Raw genomic sequence first — 18,711 nt, 5'->3', positions numbered from 1 at the left:
CAGGAAGAACACGACCGACCTTCCGGCTTATTCCCCCTGTTTCTCAATCTAATTATTTATCTCGCTCATCCGGAGCATCGGAAAGATCGGAATCTGAGTCAGCATCACTAGCAGATGTTGGTGCATCAGCTGCTTCACTATTTGGAGTATCAGCAGCTTGTGTAGCTTCTTCATCTGTAGCTGAACTACTTGCTTTTAGTTGTTCAGTTGCATTACTGTGCTTTTCATCTTCTAATCTTTCCAAAGCACGCTTTGACTCTTCAAAGGTTTGTGCACGGGCTTCTTCATCAGCCGCAGCAATATCCTTATCAGGCAATTTTCCAGTCTTATAGAGACTAAGGATTTGCTTTTCGTCAAGTGTTTCGTACTTCAGCAATGCTTCAGCAATCAGCTTATGTTGTTCACGGTGGGTCTCAATAATGTGAAGAGCTTGTTCATGTCCTTCACGAAGGATCCGGCGAACTTCCTCGTCAACTAAAGCAGCGGTCTTTTCAGAGTATGGTGCCTGATCGTAGCCCTGACCTGTAAATACTTGACCAGAACTTTGCAATTCAACAGGACCAATCTTATCACTCATCCCGTATTGGGTAACCATTGCCCGTGCGATTTGCGTTGCTTGCTCAAAGTCATTAGAGGCACCTGAAGATTGGGACTTGAAGATTAATTCTTCAGCCGCACGACCACCCATTAATCCGGCAATCTGTTCTTCAGCGTTCTTCTTGGACATTAACATTTGATCTTCACGTGGCAGCATAATAGCGTAACCACCAGCACGACCACGAGGCACAATCGTTACCTTATGAACAACTCGGGCGTCATTCAAGACAAGTCCAACAATTGTGTGTCCTGCTTCGTGGTAGGCAACAGTCCGTCGTTCTTGCTTTGATTCAACTCGATCGTGCTTAGCTGGACCAGCAATTACCCGATCTTCAGCTTCATCAAGATCAGCAGCATCGATCTTTGTCTTGTTCCGCCGAGCAGCTAATAACGCAGCTTCGTTCAGCAAGTTAGCCAAGTCAGCACCGACAAATCCAGGTGTTTGCTTAGCAATCTCCTTCAGATCAACGTCATCCGCCAATGGCTTATTCTTAGCATGAACACGAAGAATGGCTTCACGTCCCTTAACGTCTGGACGACCAACCAGGATCTTCCGGTCAAACCGACCTGGACGAAGCAAAGCAGGATCCAAGACATCAGAACGGTTAGTGGCAGCCATAACGATGACACCTTCGTCACCCTGGAATCCATCCATTTCAACCAGTAATTGGTTCAAGGTTTGTTCACGTTCATCATGGCCACCACCCATTCCGGCACCACGACGCCGACCAACGGCATCAATTTCATCAATGAAAATGATTGCTGGCGCTGCTTTTTTGGCCTGTTCGAATAAGTCACGAACCCGGCTAGCACCAACACCGACAAACATTTCAACGAAATCAGAACCAGAAATTGAGAAGAACGGAACACCAGATTCACCAGCAACCGCCTTAGCAAGTAAGGTCTTACCAGTACCTGGAGGACCCTCAAGTAGAACACCAGATGGGATCTTAGCACCCAAACGAGTAAACTTCTTTGGATTCTTTAAGAATTCAACAACTTCAACCAATTCTTGTTTTTCTTCTTCTTCACCAGCAACGTCAGAGAACCGAACCTTGTTTTTCTTGGCATCAGCAGGCTTTGCTTTTGTCTTTCCAAAGCTCATTACTCCACGACCGCCGCCACCTTGGCCAGCTTGACCCATCATCATGTAGAAGAAGAATATCATGATGATTAGTGGCAAGACAGTTAACAGCAAGTTCATCCAAACACTGTTAGATTCCTCTGCCCGTGTACTGATCTTAACGTTATCCCGGTTAGCGTACTTTTGCAGTTGACTAACAGTTACGTCACTTTGTAATACCGAACTTTGGAAGTGGTTAACTTTACTGTTTCGTTGCGTGGCAAAGCCAAAACTATTAGCAGAGTTATTATCAACAGATTGTGGCTTACGGTAAGTACCAGTAATCTTATAAACTCCACCATTTGGCTGTAGTTGGAAACTCTTAACCTTGTTACTCTTCAATTCAGAGATAAACTCTGTTTGTGAGACAGTCTTACTTTGTCCATTGTTTTGGCTTCCACCAAAGAAGAAGTAAGCAATTCCCATAATACATAAGAAAATCACTGCGTAGAAGAGAACGTTATGAGTAAAATTATTGTTTCTCCGATTGTTATTCATAACAACCTCCTATCTACCAGCAACAATAGTGTGGTTACAATTGTAGTGACTATCATAGCATAATTGACAAATATTGACCAGCCAATTATCGCGCTGATAATCACTACCCAACAATGGTCAATTTTACATTTTTTAACTTAACTTTTCCACTGATTTGACAGTAGCTAATCTCAAATAAAAACGGCGAGAGAATTTCTCCCTCGTCGTTCACTCATTAATCCTTTTCATAAACTGCTGGCTTTAGAATTCCAACATAAGGAAGGTTTCTGTAGTACCCCTGATAGTCCAGACCATAACCAACTAAAAATTCATTTGGGACATTAAAGCCAACATAATCAGCCTTAACCTCAACTTGGCGTCCCTCAGGCTTATCTAATAGAGTACATACCTTAACGCTCTTTGCGCCACGTTCTTTTAGGAGATCAATTAGGTACTTTAATGTATGACCAGTATCAACAATATCTTCCATAATAAGAATTGAACGGCCACGAACATCTGACTTCAGATCCTGAACTAGCTTAACCTTCCCAGTAGATGAAGTTCCGCCGTAGTAACTAGAAACATCAATAAAATCAAGTTTAGCCATTATGTCCATTCGTTTGATCATGTCAACGGTAAATAAAACGGCACCAGTCATTACAGAAACAATTAATGGCCGCTGATCCTTATATTCAGCAGTCAATTGATTAGCGAGTTCATCCATCCGCCGATTAATGTCATCTTTACTGTATAAGACTCGTTCAATATCGTTATTCATTCTTTTCTCCTCTTTAAATCGCGCTTGCCAATAAATAGTTGTTGCCACCGAGTAGTGTAGTCACCGGGACGAGTGAACCATCCCCACTTGCGACCAACAACCCAGACAACAGTATCTTGAGCGTCAACAATTACTAGCTGTTGATTACGTTTTGATAACGGTACTTTCTGGTCAATTAAAACCCGACTAACTTTTTGGTGACCGCCATTCTTTAATGGCAGCCGATCTTGTTCTCGCCACCGCCGAACTTTTAATGGTAACTGTTCAGGCGCTAACCACATTTCTTGACAGTGTTCCCCTTGATTAAAGAACGTCTTCTCTTTAGCAACGGCGATTTGATAATCGTTTTCAATTGAATACCAACGGCCCAATTTTACCACAGAATTTATGGAAGGTTGAACTTTTTGTAGCGATTGATTAACATTTTTTACAAATAGCTCAGAATAGTTCTTAAATAGGAACAAATCAGGGGTAACTCGACGCTTAATTTGGGGTAAATGACGATTATTAATATCTGAAAGTACCTGTTCAACGAATCCCCGTTTCAGTCCTAACACCCCGTTTTTCTCCAACCACTTTACTAAAACCAGTCTTTCCTTAGCGAGAGGCAACTGACATAGTGCTTTTATATCCAGATGTCCTTCCTTATTACTAAGCTTTGCTAACTGTTCCTGAGCAAACTGATTTTCAAGTTCAACCGCTAATTCTAACTGTTCATGGTAGTTGCTTAAGGCGGCTAAGAAGTTGGAATTTTCTTTTTCTAATAATGGAATAACTTGATGACGAAAGCGATTGCGACTAACAGTCAGTTCACGGTTAGTTAAATCCTCGTACCACTTCAAATGATTATTAACCGCATATTCACGCAATCGTTGTTTAGGAAAGTTTAAAAGAGGTCGTTCAAGCGTCCCTGATGCAAAAGGCCGCTTCTCTTTAATCCCGATTAACTGGTGCAATTGGCCACCACGAGTAAGTTTCATTAGCATTGTTTCTGCAAGGTCATTTTGGTGATGAGCTGTCAGTAAAATCGTTGCTTGTTCATCTTTCATTACCTGAGCAAAAAAGCAATAACGCATTTTCCGAGCAGCTTCTTCAATTCCGTTCTGTGGGTGCTCTGTCAATGGCCAGTGATGAACAACTAATTTAAGCCGGTGATCTTCACAATAATCCCGAATAAATTGTTCCTCTTCTTCACTCTGCTTTCGTAACCGGTGATTGACATGGGCAACAATTATTTGGGGACGTAAGCTTGCGGGAAGCTCCTGCAACAATGCTAACAAGACCATTGAATCTACTCCCGTTGAAACTGCCACAACTACCCGATCGTTTTTATCAAAAAAGCGACCCCGTTCCAGGTGCCGCTTAAATTCGTTGTTTAATTCCATCTTAGCTCCGACGACCGCCACGACCGCCACGCTTACCATCAGTTTGACGCTTTAATGTTGAAAGACGGGATTCGCTTTCCTTTAAGTATCCAGCTAACATTTCATCAAAATTTTCGTGGTGTCGCGATTGGTGATGGCCTGAGTTGAATCCACGATGGTAACCATGCTGACCTTGACGCTCAAAATCATTATTCCGGTGTTCATGATGCTCGTGATGGAAGTTATTATGACGGTGTTCGCCACGTTCCTCGTTATGATGGCGTTCTTCACGATGACGCTCTTCCGCATCCTTCATGGATAAAGCAATTTTGCCATCATCACCAACTTTAGTAACCTTAACAGTTACCGTATCACCAACTGATAAAACATCATGAATGTCCTTTACATAATTATTTGAGATCTGACTAATGTGTACTAAACCAGTTTGGTTATCATCCAAATCAACAAAGGCTCCAAAATTAGTAATTTCTGAAACCTTACCCGAAACCTTTGCTCCAACTTCAATTGACATGAAATTAATTGATCCTCCTCAAGCCACAATATTGTGATAAATGTACGTTGAGTATACCATACTTCAAACCAGAAAAGGTGCTAAACCTAAGAAAAAAACAGGAACAAGTTATTCATGACCCTGTTCCTGTTGTTTGTTGCTAATTATCTAAATTATAAACTGTCTCGCCTTTTTTCGTGTAGTTGTACTTTGAGCGAATTATTTGTTGCAGATAATCGGGATTATGTAATTGCTTTTTCTCTTGTTTAAGGTCTTTCCCAATGTCCTTTTGACGGGCTAACTGAGTCTTTGAAGTACGAATACTTGCATTAATCTTTGCTAAAGACCGCTTGCTTTGAATAATCTGAAAACCAAGAAGCAAAAAAATAACCGAGAAGATCAACAAAATTCGTTTGCAACGCTTAATATGCGCACGACGAACTAACTGCTGATTAACAGTCATCTGCTGCGCATAAGGCGTATTAATTTGTGAAATTTTGTTAGATCGACCCCTCATTTTTACTGCCCCCTAATTTGGCTTATCACGGATTAAGTATAACAGCTTTTTGGGGAAATTGTCTATAAACATTTAAAATTATTAAATATTTTATTAATAACTGTTTAAAATCAGCTTTAATCAAAATTCTCCGCATAGGTTTCATCAATAATTTTGTACATATTTTCCGCTTCACTCTTCTTGGTTGTTTCAACAATTTGGTTAACCTTGACCGTTTCGGTCTTATTACCAAACTTAATTGTTAGCGTATCACCCGCAACAACCTGACTTGAAGACTTAGCTGGTCGATTATTAATCAAAATTCTGCCTTGATCAGCAATCTCCTTGGCAACGGAACGGCGCTTAATAATCCTTGATACTTTAAGAAACTTATCTAGTCGCATTTGATCCTCTTCTTTCTCCTATTTGGTTTTCTTTAGGTTGCTCAATGCCGTAACAAACTTTAGAAGCTGGTGGAGCCAATCATCAATGGTCATCTTCGGTTGAATTACCAGTCGAACATTCAGCTGACGATCATTTTCACCAATCGTTGCCTTAAATTTTGTTTGGGCTAATTCTTTAATAATTTGTGGTGCCGTAATGTTCCGACTCCCTTTTTCGGTAAAAGTAATCATGATTTGATCACGTTGCCGTTTGATGCTTGCAATCATTGCTAAATCCGCATGGAGCTTCAACTGACTAATCAGGAGTAAATTCCCGACAGCCGTTGGATAATCACCAAAGCGATCAATCAAGTCACCTTGAATATCAAGGAGTTCTTCATCACTAGCTGCGGTCCTGATGGTCTTATATAACTCAATCTTCTGTTGTTGGTCGTTAATGTAATCATCAGGCAAGTAGGCTTCAACACCCAGCTCGATTTCCGCATCTGACTTATCAACTTGCTTTTTCCCCTGCTTCTTAGCAACAGCATCACTCAGCATTGAAGAATACAGGTCATAACCGACCGAATCAATAAAGCCGTGCTGCTGCTTTCCAAGAAGATTTCCGGCACCACGAATTGATAGGTCGCGCATTGCAATCTTAAATCCTGACCCTAACTCGGTAAAATCACGAATTGCCGCTAACCGTTTCTCACCCAGCTCCGTTAAAACCTTATTCGGCTGGTACATAAAGTAGGCATAAGCAACCCGATTGCTCCGACCAATTCGTCCACGAATCTGATACAGCTGGGCTAAACCCATTCTGTCAGCATTCTCAACAAAGAGGGTATTAACATTCGGAATATCGACCCCAGTTTCAATAATCGAAGTCGTCACTAACACGTCATACCCGCCCTGAATAAATTCGTAAAGGACAGATTCAAGCTGGTTCTCACTCATTTGTCCATCAATGTAGCCAATCCGTGCTTCAGGAACTAACTGTTGCAAGCGAGCGACGGTCTCTTCAATGTCCATTACCCGGTTATGCAGATAATAAACTTGTCCTCCCCGCTGCATTTCCCTAAGGATTCCATCACGAATTGCACCCGAATTTTGTTCCATCACATAAGTCTGAATTGGGTACCGACCAGCAGGAGGTGTTTCCAGAACGGACAAATCACGAACACCAAGCATCGACATATGAAGTGTTCGAGGAATCGGTGTGGCTGTCAACGTTAGGACATCAACATTGTTCTTTAATTGTTTCAGTTTTTCCTTATGTTTAACCCCGAAGCGTTGTTCCTCATCAACAATTAATAGCCCTAAGTCCTTGAAATGCACATCCTTAGATAGGATTCGGTGCGTACCGACGACAACATCAACCGTCCCGTCAGCAAGCCCCTTTTCGGTTTCTTTCAGTTCTTTTCTTGTCTTAAAGCGGGACATCAATGCAATCTCAATCGGAAAACCTTCAAACCGTTTCTTCATCGTGTCGTAATGTTGTTGGGCTAAGACGGTCGTTGGCACAAGAAAGGCTACTTGCTTTCCGCCAGTAACTGCTTTAAAAATTGCCCGTAAAGCAACTTCAGTTTTCCCGTAACCAACATCCCCGACCAGCAACCGATCCATTGGTTTAGCCTTTTCCATATCTTCCTTAATTTCCGCAATACTTCGCAATTGATCACGGGTTTCGGAGTAAGGGAAGTTAGCATCAAATTGTTTTTGGAGGTAATCGTCCTTAGGGAAAGCGTACCCTTTTTCGGTTTCCCGTTTGGCATATAGATCAACTAACTCGTCAGCAATATCTTCAACTTTAGAAGCAACGCGACGTTTAGTCTTAGCCCATTCGTTACCACCCAGCTTGTTAATATGAGGAGTCTTTGATTCAGCTGAAACATATTTTTGCACCAAGTTTAATTGGGTAACCGGAACAAAGATCTGCGCATTATTCCGGTAATTAATTACCATGTAATCCTGGTGAACACCATCAACTTCCATGGTCCGGATTCCGCTAAAAATTCCAATCCCGTGGTTAACGTGAACCACATAATCTCCAGGCTTTAAGTCTAAGTAATTCTTAATCCGTTCGGCGTTAGCAAGCTTCTGCGGACGAATTCGCCGTTTCTTGACCTGCTTAAACATTTCCCCCTCAGTAATGATTACTAGACCCATCTGGGGAATTTCAAAGCCGTTTGCCAAGTTGGTTGGCACTAACTGAACAATATTTTGCTGAAGACGATTCAACTCGGTTGAGGTAACTTTAATCCCAAAATCATCCATTGTTTGGGCAATCTGGTTCCGACGTTCCTTGCTAGTCGCCATTAAAATAACGGTTTGCCCCTGATCAAGCCACCGTTGCATTTCAGTTTTTAACAGTGGCATTTGGCCAAAGAACCGTTGCATTGTTCGACTACCAAAGTCGGTAAGGGCCTTGAACCGTAACTGGCCCATCCCCTTCCGGAAGAGCGCCCAAAAGTCTTGAGCATGTTTGTCACGACTGATTAGCTGACCAACATCGTGACCAAGACTAACCGCATGTAAGATTTGGTGATGCTTGGCCTTATCTTCCAGCCATCCTAATTCTTCTTCACTGATCTCCTTAGCTGTCTGCTTAATCCGTGTCCAATCATCAATATGAACCGCACCATCGGCAGAAAGATAATCCAAAAGAGAATGTCCCTGCGGATAAATCAAATTAGTATAGGTAAGAAATTCGTTAGTTAACTGGTGCTGCTTTAGATCCGTAAGCAGTGGTTCAAACCGGTTTGCCAGTTGCTCTAGTTCATCCTCCCCATCAGCTTGACGCTTTAACTGTCCATACTGTTCGGCTAGTTTTTCTTCTACTCGCTTAAACTCATTAACCGGAAGAATAAAGTCAGTTGCGGGAAGGATCTCAACTTCGTCAACGTTTTTGATGCTTCGTTGCGTACTAGCATCAAAATACCTCAAGGAGTCAATCTCGGTATCGAACAGGTCAACCCGCACCGGATCATCGGTATTTAAGGAGTAAATATCAATAATTGATCCGCGAACCGCAAAGTCTCCTGGTCGCAGAACCATCTTTTGGCGCTGGTATCCCATTGAACTTAATTGGTCTGCTGCTTTTTCAGGATCAATTTCACCACCGACCTTAAGTGATAACTCTGCCTGCTTAAATAATTCTGGCGCAACGATATTTCGTCGAAGTCCGGCAGTTGATGCAATCACAATTGCCGGTTTGTTATTAATTAATGCGTTCAATGCTTGAACTCGCTGTAGTCGATAATTTGGTGAACTCGTTGCTACTTCAGCAGCTAAAACTTCTTCTACCGGGAATTGATAAATTTCTTCTTCTGGTAACAGGTTCTCTAAATCCGCTGCCAACTCCTGCATATGAAAAAGACTATCAGTAATCACTAATTGGGGCTGGTTAAGGCTCTTCTGCAGTGCCGTAAGCAGTAGCGTTCGTGCCGAGCCAGAAATACCAGTAATTAACTGTCGCTGATGCTTTTGGATTGCTGTCAAGACTTGCTTAAATTCCTTTGTTCGGGTGCAAAAATCTGTTAATTCCATGGTTTCTCCTCCTTTCTGTTACAATTTTTAATAGTAAATGCGCTCGCCAGGAACTTGCTAGAGCTAATGTTCTAGGCGACTGAGCCGAAACGCGCTCGCCGTGACCGCAACTTCCGCCTAGGGTTAGGCAACTTAGTTTAAACGTGCTTCGCCCGAGTTTCCTAGAGCTAGCAACCTCCTTCCTAGGCCACACAGCCGAAATGCACTCGCCAGGAACTTGCGGAAAGATAACACCCTCCCTCCTAGGCGCAAGACGCCTTTGTCGGGAGTTAGTGTTATCTTTCCGCAAGTTCTTTGCTGGCTCGCGCTCTAGTTATATTCATTCATCAACTGGGCAAAGTTTTCGCCGTTGATCCAGTCTTCGAGGGCGTGTTCGGCGGTAAGGACGGCTTGGTCGAAATCTGGGCGTTCTTCTTTAGTGAATTTACCAAGAACGTGGCTAACAACGGTGCCGTGTTTAGGATGATCAATTCCGACCTTAATGCGGTTAAACTTATTAGTTCCTAATGCGTTAATGATGCTCTTCAACCCATTATGACCACCTGAAGCACCATGAGTCTTCAACCGAACTTTACCTACTGGCATATCAAGATCATCATTAACTACTACTAAATCATCAAGATCAATATCATAATAATCAACAAGCGGACCAACAGCTCTTCCAGAATCATTCATGAAGGTGGTTGGCTTGACGATCATTACTTTCTCACCATTGATCATTCCGGTAACGGCAACAGCCTCTTGCTTAAGATGCGTAAAGGCTCCCAAGTGATAATCACGGGCTAATTGTTCTACTACCATAAACCCGGTATTATGACGAGTTTCATCGTAGCGAGTTCCGATATTTCCTAAGCCGACAATCATTTTCATTGTTTTAATTCGTCCCCTTTAAGTCAAATGCAAAAAGGCCGCCTTAGTTGCAGCCTGATGCTTATTTATTTCGTTCAATTCTGATTATGTAGAATTACCTGAATGTTATTATACCCTAGCCATGACTAAAACTAAAACAATTAACTTCGCCCTTCTTTAGGTATCATATTAGTTATTCTTAATTCTCTCATTTTATTCTAATACTAAGATCAATTCTGTGTTATGATGATTTATGCACTTAATACGTTTTATTTAGTAAAGGAAGAACATTATGATTTTTAGTTCGCTCATTAAAAAAAAGGCAGACCTTACCACCCTGCCCGAAACCGCAACCCTTCAGGAAGCATTGACTGTCCTGGAAAATACTGGGTATCGTTGCGTACCAATTTTAGATAAGTCTGGGAAAATTTTCCGTGGTAATATCTACAAAATGCACATTTACCGTCACAAGTCACGAAATGGCGATATGACGCTCCCAGTAACCTCATTACTTAAAAACTCTACCAAATTTGTTTCCATCGACTCTGCTTTTTTCTCCGTATTCTTTGCGATCCGTGATCTCCCATACATTGCTGTTTTAGACGAAAACAACCAATTCTATGGCATCCTAACTCACAACCGTTTGCTCCGAATGCTAGCAGCCGGATGGAACGTTAACAACGGTAGCTACGTTTTAACTGTCGTTGCCCATGATGAACGAGGCGCCTTAATGAATGCCGCAAAGGAAATTACCCGTTTCTGTCAAATCGTTAACGTTATTTCTTTAGATCCTGATCACTCATCTGTTAAGCAGGTTCTGTTTACTTTGCCAACAGATGTTGATCATGACCGAATGGAGCGAATCGTTCGACGGTTGACCAAAAAGGGCTTTGAAGTTACTGAAATTGAAGATTTACATGAAGCTTAAAAAAGGAACCAACATGTTGGTTCCTTTTTTTGATCCCTTTATTAGTTAAAGTGTAATTAACTGCTACATTTCAGCAGAAGCTTTCCGGAATTAATTTCTACTGCAACATAGTCTAAACGTGCTTCGCTCGAGTTTCCTAGAGCTAGCAACCTCCTTCCTAGGCGCGAGTCGCCTTCGTCAGGAGAAATTGCTAGCTTTCCGGAAACTCTTTGGAGCGAAGGCACTCTACTTTAAATTCACCCTTGTTTCCGCTGGTTTGGTTTGAGCGAGGATTTTGCCGTGGCGGACATTGGCTAATACTTCGACATGCTTGTTCAAGGCGTTGTAAAAGTCAGGAGCGTTTAACAGGATAAAGTTAGCTGGCTTGCCAACTTCAATCCCGTATTGGTCGGTAATATGAAGTGTTTTAGCTCCATTATATGTAACAAACTTAAATGCATCTTGAAGCTGGTGGTAGCCCATTAAATGACCAGCATAAACACCCATGGTTACAGCATCAAGCATGTTTCCATTACCAAGTGGGTTCCACGGATCCCGAACATCGTCTTCACCAAAGGAAACGTTCATCCCCGCTTCAGTTAATTCCTTTACCCGAGTCATTCCCCGACGCTTTGGATAAGTATCAAACCGGCCACCAAGGTGAATATTAACTAATGGGTTAGCAACAAAGTTAATCTCACTCATCCTTAATAGGCGGAATAGCTTATAAGTATAGGCATCATTGTATGATCCCATTGCAGTTGTATGACTTGCGGTTACCCGATCTTTCATTCCCCGTTCATAGGCTTCGGTTGCTAAAACTTCGAGGTTCCGTGAAGCGGGGTCATCAATTTCGTCACAGTGAACATCAACCAGTCGATCATAATGGTCCGCCAACTTCATTAAGAAATGCACTGATTGCCAACCATACTCAGTAGTAAATTCAAAATGAGGAATTCCACCGACAACATCAAGTCCTTCCTTAACGGCTTGTTCCATTAATTCACGGCCATGAGGAAAACTCAGAATCCCTTCTTGAGGAAACGCTACTAACTGTAAATCAATCTGATCCTTTAACTCTTCTCGTAACTCCAATAAGGCTCGAGCGGCAATTAAGTGAGGATCCGTAACGTCAACGTGACTCCGAATATGCTGGATTCCGTGACCAACCATGTTCTTAATTGTAGCTTTGGCTCGCCGCTTAACATCTTCAATCGAAAGGTCCTGCTTCCGTTCGCTCCAAATCCGAATACCATCGAATAAAGTTCCCGTTTCGTTCCATTCAGGCTCACCAGCCGTTAGCGTAGCATCCAGGTGAACATGGGAGTCAACAAACGGTGGCAACATCAATGCACCATTACCATCAATGACTTTTTCATCTTCACGCGGCTTAATTTCAGTAGCAATTTCAGTAAATTGACCATTAGTAACGCGGACATCCTTCAACTCTTCATCATTATCAATGTGTACACTTTTAATTAACATGACGTGATCCTTTCCGGTCATAAATGGCCATTAAAATGTAATACAACAATCCGCTTAGCACCATATCAACAAATGTGGCTCCAACCGTGTTGGCAAAAAATGGCATTTGGTGAACGGCAATAAAGAACGCTACTCCCAATGCAAAGACAAGGTAGGCAATCCAGTTAAAGCCGTGATGGTACCAGTACTTACCGTTAATTAAGCCTAATTGCTTAACCTCATAGTGACGGTGCGCACGAATATAGAAATCAGTACAAATAATCGCAATTGTTGGTCCAAGAACCATCCCAACATAATCAAGGAACGATTCAAAAGTATCCAAGAAGCTCCCAACAAACATTGGAATAAAGGTTACGATTGTTGCTAAGAGAACCACGATCCACAATGAGTATTTTAACCGTAACCGAATAAAGATGTTCGATAAGGCTGACCCGGCAGCAAGCAGGTTAACCGCGTTGGCAGTCATTGACGTCAGGATAATAACCAAGAATGCGACAACTCCAAGGCCTAACTTGCTTGCAATTGTTGACGGATCTGAGTTGTTGGCATTATAAACACCACTTGAAATGGCGATACTAATTGTGGAAATTAAACCAATAAAGGCAAACCACACAACCCCAATCAATGCTCCCCAAAATGGTGTATGGATCGCATTATTCTTAATTGAAGTAAAACGGGTAAAGTCAGCACCGGCAGTCACCCAGGCCAGGTTAAAAGCAGCTACGTAATCAATTGCTGCTCCGGTAGCCATCCGTGCCTTTGCTGGTACATGCCAGCCAATAATTTGGTCCATTGAAACTGTCTTGAAAACAGCAACAGATTCCCAAAGCACAAAAATGAAGACAAGGACAATTCCAATTCGCTCAATCAGCTGAACCGACCGTGAACCACTGGAAACACTGAGAATATGGAGAACACTCATAATCAAGATTCCAACAACCAGCCCTTTATCACCGCCCGGTTGTCCCCAAAGCGGCCAGTGAAGCAACTGGTGAAAAATAAGGCTAACTGATTGAGCAGCAATAAAGGTATTAACTGCCGTCCACCCAATAAACTGAGTAATGTTAACTAGTGATGGCAAGTAGCTACCGCGTTCCCCAAAGGACGCCCGGCTAATTGCCATGGTCGAAACCCCTGTTTTATAACCAATATAACCAATTAGACTCAGGAATACATATGATAAGGCCGATGAAAGGACCAGCACCTTCATTGCCACAGCGAATCCACAAGCCGCAAGAACACCACCGACAAACCAGGTTCCGTTATTTGCGTTTGCCCCAACCCAGGTCGCAAACATGTCCCATCTTGTTGTTCGCCGACTCTTCATGGGAATACTTAAGATCGGCGTGTGTTGTTTATCTTCCACAATCGTTCCTCCTAAATAAATAACCTTGAGTCCCGTAAAGAACTCAAGGCTATCCAATCTCTGCGTGGTCGACTGTAGATCACTGCTTATTAATTCGGTAGTCTTTTGTAGTCTCACGGGGCTACATTAAAGGACCTATAAAATTAACTAAATTATATCAAATGGATCAACGATGTCAAGCAACTAATCAGTATAAACCCGGTGAACCCGGTTGTTGATATTCGTCATAATTTCATAGTTGATTGTTCCTGCTTGATCAGCAAGATCATCAGCCGTGATTTCCTTATCTCCAGACCGGCCCATTAAAACGACCCTAGTCCCAACCGGGTAGGGCTTAGGCAGACGAATCATCATTTGGTCCATGCAAACCCGACCGGCAATATCACAAAATTGACCGTCGACAAGGACCTTGTACCCTGTCATACAGCGTGGGTAACCATCAGCGTAACCGATTGGCAAGGTTGCTAACCACTCATCTTCCTGTGCAGTATAGGTTGCACCATAGCTTACTGATTCACCAGCCTTGAGCTTCTTAACAAAACTAATACTGGTAACCAACTGTTCCACTGGTTTTAAGTCAAGAGTCGCAGCTAATTCACGACCAGATGGATTTTGTCCGTACATCGAGATTCCCATTCGGACAGTATTGGCAGTGATTTTTTCTTGATGCCACATTCCGGTAGCAGAGTTTGCCATATGAACAAATGGCGGTAGTTCGTTTAAGCTATTGACGAATTGTTCCCACCTATTAACTTGTTTGTTAAAGTAGCTTTCATCTGCACTATCTGCCGTTGCAAAATGGGTAAACATTCCTTCAAATTCAAATTCACGGTGTTCACGGACAAACTCAACTGCTTCATTAAAGCTCTCAACGGTCGTAAAGCCAATCCGCCCCATCCCTGAGTCAATTCCCAGGTGAACCTTTAATGGCTTAGTCCAGTGATTGGCTGATGCTAATTGGTGATAATTTTTAAGCCAGTCTAAAGAACCAACCGTTAGTGACACCCCAGCTTCCGCAGCGACATGCGCATTTTCAACTGGAGTAATTCCGAGAACCAGAATCAATTTGGTAATCCCGTTATCCCGTAATTCCAATGCTTCATCCAAAATTGCAACACAGGCTCCTGTTGCACCGGCACCAATTGCTGTTTGGGCTACCGGAACCAAGCCATTACCATAAGCATTGGCCTTAACGACTGCAAAAATCTTACTGTTAGGAGCCAGCTGCTTTTGCTGTTCCTGAATATTGTGTCTGATCGCGCCTAAGTTAACAATTAATTTTGTATCTCGTAAACGTCCACTAATCATTTGTTTCCTCCAAGAGAATTTCTGTTATTACATTTACTGCAGTATGGCTAACCGATGCATGGACCCGGCCCTCAAATGGTGCCTTAGTAACAACTGGCGCACCAAGTTCGTTATCAACGATCTCAATATCTTGAAAGCCAACTGCACTACCGATTCCTGTCCCGTATGCCTTTGAAAAGGATTCTTTTAGCGACCAGCGACCGGCTAAGTATTCTAACGCACGTGGGCCACCTAGCTGCTCATACTGCTTTTTTTCCGCTGGCGTCAATATTTTGCTAACAAATTGGGGATGCTTTTGAAGCATTTCCTGAATTCGTTTAATTTCAGTGATATCAATTCCAATCCCTTTAATCACTGTCATAACCTCTTATATTAATAAAATTTGCCTGTCAATATTGTTTGAACCCTTATTTTCGCACAAATAAATAATAATTCGCAAGATTGCATTATTTTACTTTGAACCTTACCGCAAATTATCTATAATAAATAGGTGTAAAAATTTAATTACGAATATCTTAAATTTTTGCTGGGACAATTAACTAACCTACCATGACGTATTAAACTCGTTATGGTATATTAGCTTTTATGAGCGAAAGGAGCGATTCGTAATCTTTAGTAAAAGCATTAAGAATCATCCTGCACTAACATTCATCTTAAAAACGGTATTCTACTTTATCGTTATTCTCCTGCTAATTTACCTATACGGTTATTATGGAGCAGGTCAAGAACCGTTCATTTACAATGAATTCTAATGTGGAGGAAATAGAATTGAATACAAATATCGTTACTGTCTTTGACCAAGTTGCCAAGGATAATTCAACGCGGGTTGCTTATGACGAAATGGGAAAGCAAACAAGTTATGCTGAATTAAAAGCTAATTCAGATAGCTTAGCTGCTTGGCTTACTAAGCAAGATTTGACTCACCAAAGCCCAATTCTGGTGTTCGGTGATCACCAAGTTGAGATGATTACTAGTTTCTTAGCAGCATTAAAGGCGGGACATCCGTATATCCCCGTCTCGACTGATTCCGCAATTCCACGGATCCAATCAATTCTCGATACTGCTAAGCCAGAATTAATTATCGCCGTTGATGAGTTTCCAAGTGACGACCTTAATTTTGATGCTCAAGTGGTTTCTAATGAACAACTCGCTAACGTTTTGGCAAATCAACAAGAATTTACCCCTACTAATCCCGTTTCCGGAGATGAACTAGCATACGTTCTCTTTACTTCTGGGACAACCGGTTCTCCTAAAGGGGTTGAGGTTAGCCACGACAATTTCAAGACCTTCGTTGATTGGGTTCTTGATTCAGATTTCAATATTCCTGAACACGCCAACTTCCTTGGTCAACCACCATACTCGTTTGATTTGTCTAACATGTACTGGTTGCCAGCTTTACTAAGTGGCGGAACCATTAAAGCTCTTCCGCACTCAGTAGTGGAGAACTTTGGGCAGATGTTTACTGCGTTACCAACATTAGACCTCAATGTCTTCGTTGGAACACCATCCTTTGCTGACATGCTGATGTTGAGTCCAGCATTTAATGAAGAAAAGATGCCAAGCCTAAGTATCTTTATGTTCTGCGGTGAAGAATTAACTGTTAAAACTGCTAAAGCACTTCAACAACGATTCCCACACGCACGGATTTTTAACACCTATGGGCCAACCGAAACAACGGTAGCAATTTCCGGAATTGAAATTACTCCAGAAATCGTTGCTAATAATGACCGGCTCCCAGTTGGTTACGCTAAGCCAGGGGTTGAACTTTCAATCTGGGATGGTGACAAGCAACTAACTGAACAAGGCCAACAGGGTGAAATTATTATCAGTGGTAATAGTGTTGCCCGTGGCTACATGAACAATCCTGAAAAGACTGCTAAAGCCTTCTTCAAGATTAATGGCGTCCCCGCTTACCGGACTGGGGATGCCGGTACTCTTGACGCGGATGGACTTCTTCACCATAAGGGTCGGATGGACTTCCAAATCAAGCTTCACGGTTTCCGGGTTGAACTTGATGAAGTACGGGCAAGCCTTGAAAAGAGTCCGCTCATTAAGCAAGCCGTTGCCGCTCCAAAATATAATAAAAATGGTCAAGTTGCCCACCTCATTGCTTACGTTATCCCTAAGGAAGAGGTTAAGGATCAGGAACAACTTACCAAAGAAATTCGGGAAAGCCTTAATGGTTTAATCATGCCTTACATGATGCCAACCCAATTCATCTATCGGGACTCATTCCCAATGTCTGCAAATGGCAAGATTGCAGTTAAACAATTAATCAAAGAGGCTAACCAATGATTAATTGGCTCTCGAGTTTACCTAATTTCACTGCTTACGGGACACCAGTTTATTTTATTTACCTACTACTTGCCCTGCTTCCCCTAGGTATTGGACTTTACTTTGGCAAACGTTTCCAGTGGTACGAAGCTTTAATTAGCTTCATCTTCATTTTCCTGATGTTTGATGGTGCTAGTTGGCAACAGCTCTTTTCCCTAATTGCGTACGTTATTTACCAAACCATTTTGGTAATGTACTACCACCATTACAGAAAAGATAATAATTCTACCGGTGTTTTCTACCTTTTCTCACTGCTTTCTTTGATTCCAATCATTATCGTTAAGTTATCACCGGCAATGGTCGGCCATAACTCGTTGCTTGGTTTCCTAGGAATTAGTTACCTTACTTTCCGGGCGGTTGGAACAATCATTGAAACCCGTGATGGGATGGTAAAAGAAATTACACCGTGGCATTTTATTCGCTTCATGCTTTTCATGCCAACCATTACTTCTGGACCAATCGATCGTTACCGGCGTTTCTCTAAGGATTACCAAAAGACGCCTGAACGTTCCGATTATCTCAAGCTTGTTGAAAAGGGGATCTATTACCTATTCCTTGGTTTCCTTTACAAGTTTGTCATCGCTTACTTCTTTGGTCAACGTTTCTATCCGCACTTCGAACAAGCGGCCATGGGCGATAGATTATTTTCGTGGAACATGCTCGGGGTAATGTACACTTATGGTTTCTACCTCTTCTTTGACTTTGCTGGATATTCACTCTTTGCGGTTGCTATCAGTTACTTTATGGGCGTTAAGACCCCAATGAACTTTAAGCAGCCATTCAAATCTAAGAATATCAAGGAATTCTGGAACCGGTGGCACATTAGTTTATCATTCTGGTTCCGTGATTATATCTTTATGCGGTTTGTCTTCATGGCAACCAAAAAACGCTGGTTCAAGAACCGGAACACGTTGTCCGCAACAGCGTACATGCTAAACATGCTGACAATGGGATTCTGGCACGGAATTACATGGTATTATATTCTATATGGGTTCCTGCACGGACTGGCACTTGTTATCAATGACTGGTGGCTGCGGTACAAACGTAAGCACTTAAAGAACCTGCCACATAACAAGTTCACAGAATGTGTTGCCATCTTTGTAACGTTTAACTTTGTAATGTTAACGTTCTTACTCTTCAGTGGTTACCTCAATACTTACTTCTTCGGGTAATCGAGATTT

16 protein-coding genes are annotated in these 18,711 nt (G+C 42.2%); 4 read left to right on the top strand and 12 right to left on the bottom strand.

What is annotated here, in order from left to right; translation table 11 throughout:
* Positions 1 to 52: 52 nt before the first annotated feature.
* The 8 genes from ftsH to pth all read right to left on the bottom strand — a co-directional run bounded on the left by ftsH (position 53) and on the right by pth (position 10,151).
* Positions 53 to 2,218 (bottom strand): ATP-dependent zinc metalloprotease FtsH, encoded by a 2,166-nt coding sequence (ftsH, locus tag N4627_RS01250; RefSeq protein WP_098044784.1) that lies wholly within the window; start codon positions 2,216 to 2,218, stop codon positions 53 to 55.
* Positions 2,219 to 2,432: 214 nt separating this feature from the next.
* Positions 2,433 to 2,975 carry a hypoxanthine phosphoribosyltransferase gene (hpt, locus tag N4627_RS01245; RefSeq protein ID WP_003717854.1) on the bottom strand — a complete coding sequence of 181 codons (543 nt, stop codon included), beginning with the start codon at positions 2,973 to 2,975 and terminating at the stop codon, positions 2,433 to 2,435.
* Entirely contained in the window at positions 2,972 to 4,360 is a 1,389-nt protein-coding gene (gene tilS, locus N4627_RS01240) for a tRNA lysidine(34) synthetase TilS (RefSeq protein ID WP_098044785.1), read from the bottom strand. The genes hpt and tilS overlap by 4 nt, the downstream gene beginning before the upstream one ends.
* A 1-nt stretch (position 4,361) precedes the next feature.
* Entirely contained in the window at positions 4,362 to 4,871 is a 510-nt protein-coding gene (locus tag N4627_RS01235; RefSeq protein ID WP_003717852.1) for a S1 domain-containing RNA-binding protein, read from the bottom strand.
* 139 nt (positions 4,872 to 5,010) lie between these two features.
* The gene (locus N4627_RS01230) at positions 5,011 to 5,367 is read right to left on the bottom strand and encodes an FtsB family cell division protein (protein ID WP_124031497.1); all 357 of its coding nucleotides are present in this window, start codon (positions 5,365 to 5,367) and stop codon (positions 5,011 to 5,013) included.
* A 116-nt stretch (positions 5,368 to 5,483) separates the two neighbouring features.
* Positions 5,484 to 5,750, bottom strand: coding sequence for an RNA-binding S4 domain-containing protein (locus tag N4627_RS01225; protein ID WP_003717850.1), 267 nt, complete (start codon positions 5,748 to 5,750; stop codon positions 5,484 to 5,486).
* An 18-nt stretch (positions 5,751 to 5,768) separates the two neighbouring features.
* Positions 5,769 to 9,281, bottom strand: coding sequence for a transcription-repair coupling factor (gene mfd / locus N4627_RS01220; protein ID WP_260964846.1), 3,513 nt, complete (start codon positions 9,279 to 9,281; stop codon positions 5,769 to 5,771).
* A 309-nt stretch (positions 9,282 to 9,590) separates the two neighbouring features.
* On the bottom strand, positions 9,591 to 10,151 hold the full coding sequence (gene pth / locus N4627_RS01215; protein ID WP_003717848.1) for an aminoacyl-tRNA hydrolase: 561 nt from the start codon (positions 10,149 to 10,151) through the stop codon (positions 9,591 to 9,593).
* A gap of 271 nt (positions 10,152 to 10,422) precedes the next feature.
* On the opposite strand from pth, the gene cbpA reads away from it, so the two are divergent.
* On the top strand, positions 10,423 to 11,058 hold the full coding sequence (gene cbpA / locus N4627_RS01210) for a cyclic di-AMP binding protein CbpA (protein ID WP_003717847.1): 636 nt from the start codon (positions 10,423 to 10,425) through the stop codon (positions 11,056 to 11,058).
* Positions 11,059 to 11,283: 225 nt separating this feature from the next.
* Here the strand turns inward: cbpA and codA are convergent, their stop codons facing one another.
* From codA to acpS, 4 genes are all read right to left on the bottom strand, one after another.
* Entirely contained in the window at positions 11,284 to 12,522 is a 1,239-nt protein-coding gene (codA, locus tag N4627_RS01205; protein WP_098044789.1) for a cytosine deaminase, read from the bottom strand.
* Positions 12,512 to 13,888: a cytosine permease gene (locus N4627_RS01200; RefSeq protein ID WP_040531814.1), complete on the bottom strand. Its 1,377-nt coding sequence runs from the start codon at positions 13,886 to 13,888 to the stop codon at positions 12,512 to 12,514. The genes codA and N4627_RS01200 overlap by 11 nt, the downstream gene beginning before the upstream one ends.
* A gap of 183 nt (positions 13,889 to 14,071) precedes the next feature.
* Positions 14,072 to 15,196, bottom strand: coding sequence for an alanine racemase (gene alr, locus N4627_RS01195; RefSeq protein ID WP_191337060.1), 1,125 nt, complete (start codon positions 15,194 to 15,196; stop codon positions 14,072 to 14,074).
* Entirely contained in the window at positions 15,189 to 15,551 is a 363-nt protein-coding gene (gene acpS, locus N4627_RS01190; RefSeq protein WP_098044791.1) for a holo-ACP synthase, read from the bottom strand. The genes alr and acpS overlap by 8 nt, the downstream gene beginning before the upstream one ends.
* A 253-nt stretch (positions 15,552 to 15,804) precedes the next feature.
* Between acpS and N4627_RS01185 the strand changes: the two genes are divergently transcribed.
* The 3 genes from N4627_RS01185 to dltB are packed head-to-tail and all read left to right on the top strand — an operon-like array spanning position 15,805 to position 18,702.
* A complete protein-coding gene (locus tag N4627_RS01185) occupies positions 15,805 to 15,948 on the top strand; it encodes a teichoic acid D-Ala incorporation-associated protein DltX (RefSeq protein WP_081446198.1) in 144 nt (47 codons plus the stop codon).
* A 16-nt stretch (positions 15,949 to 15,964) separates the two neighbouring features.
* Entirely contained in the window at positions 15,965 to 17,491 is a 1,527-nt protein-coding gene (gene dltA / locus N4627_RS01180) for a D-alanine--poly(phosphoribitol) ligase subunit DltA (RefSeq protein ID WP_191337059.1), read from the top strand.
* Positions 17,488 to 18,702 (top strand): D-alanyl-lipoteichoic acid biosynthesis protein DltB, encoded by a 1,215-nt coding sequence (dltB, locus tag N4627_RS01175; RefSeq protein ID WP_098044793.1) that lies wholly within the window; start codon positions 17,488 to 17,490, stop codon positions 18,700 to 18,702. The genes dltA and dltB overlap by 4 nt, the downstream gene beginning before the upstream one ends.
* The last annotated feature ends 9 nt before the right edge of the window (positions 18,703 to 18,711 follow it).

The sequence above is a fragment of the Limosilactobacillus vaginalis genome, from assembly GCF_025311515.1.
Taxonomy (GTDB): Bacteria; Bacillota; Bacilli; order Lactobacillales; family Lactobacillaceae; genus Limosilactobacillus; species Limosilactobacillus vaginalis.
Note: the sequence above shows the minus strand (reverse complement) of the source record. Positions and strands in the feature narration are given on the sequence as shown.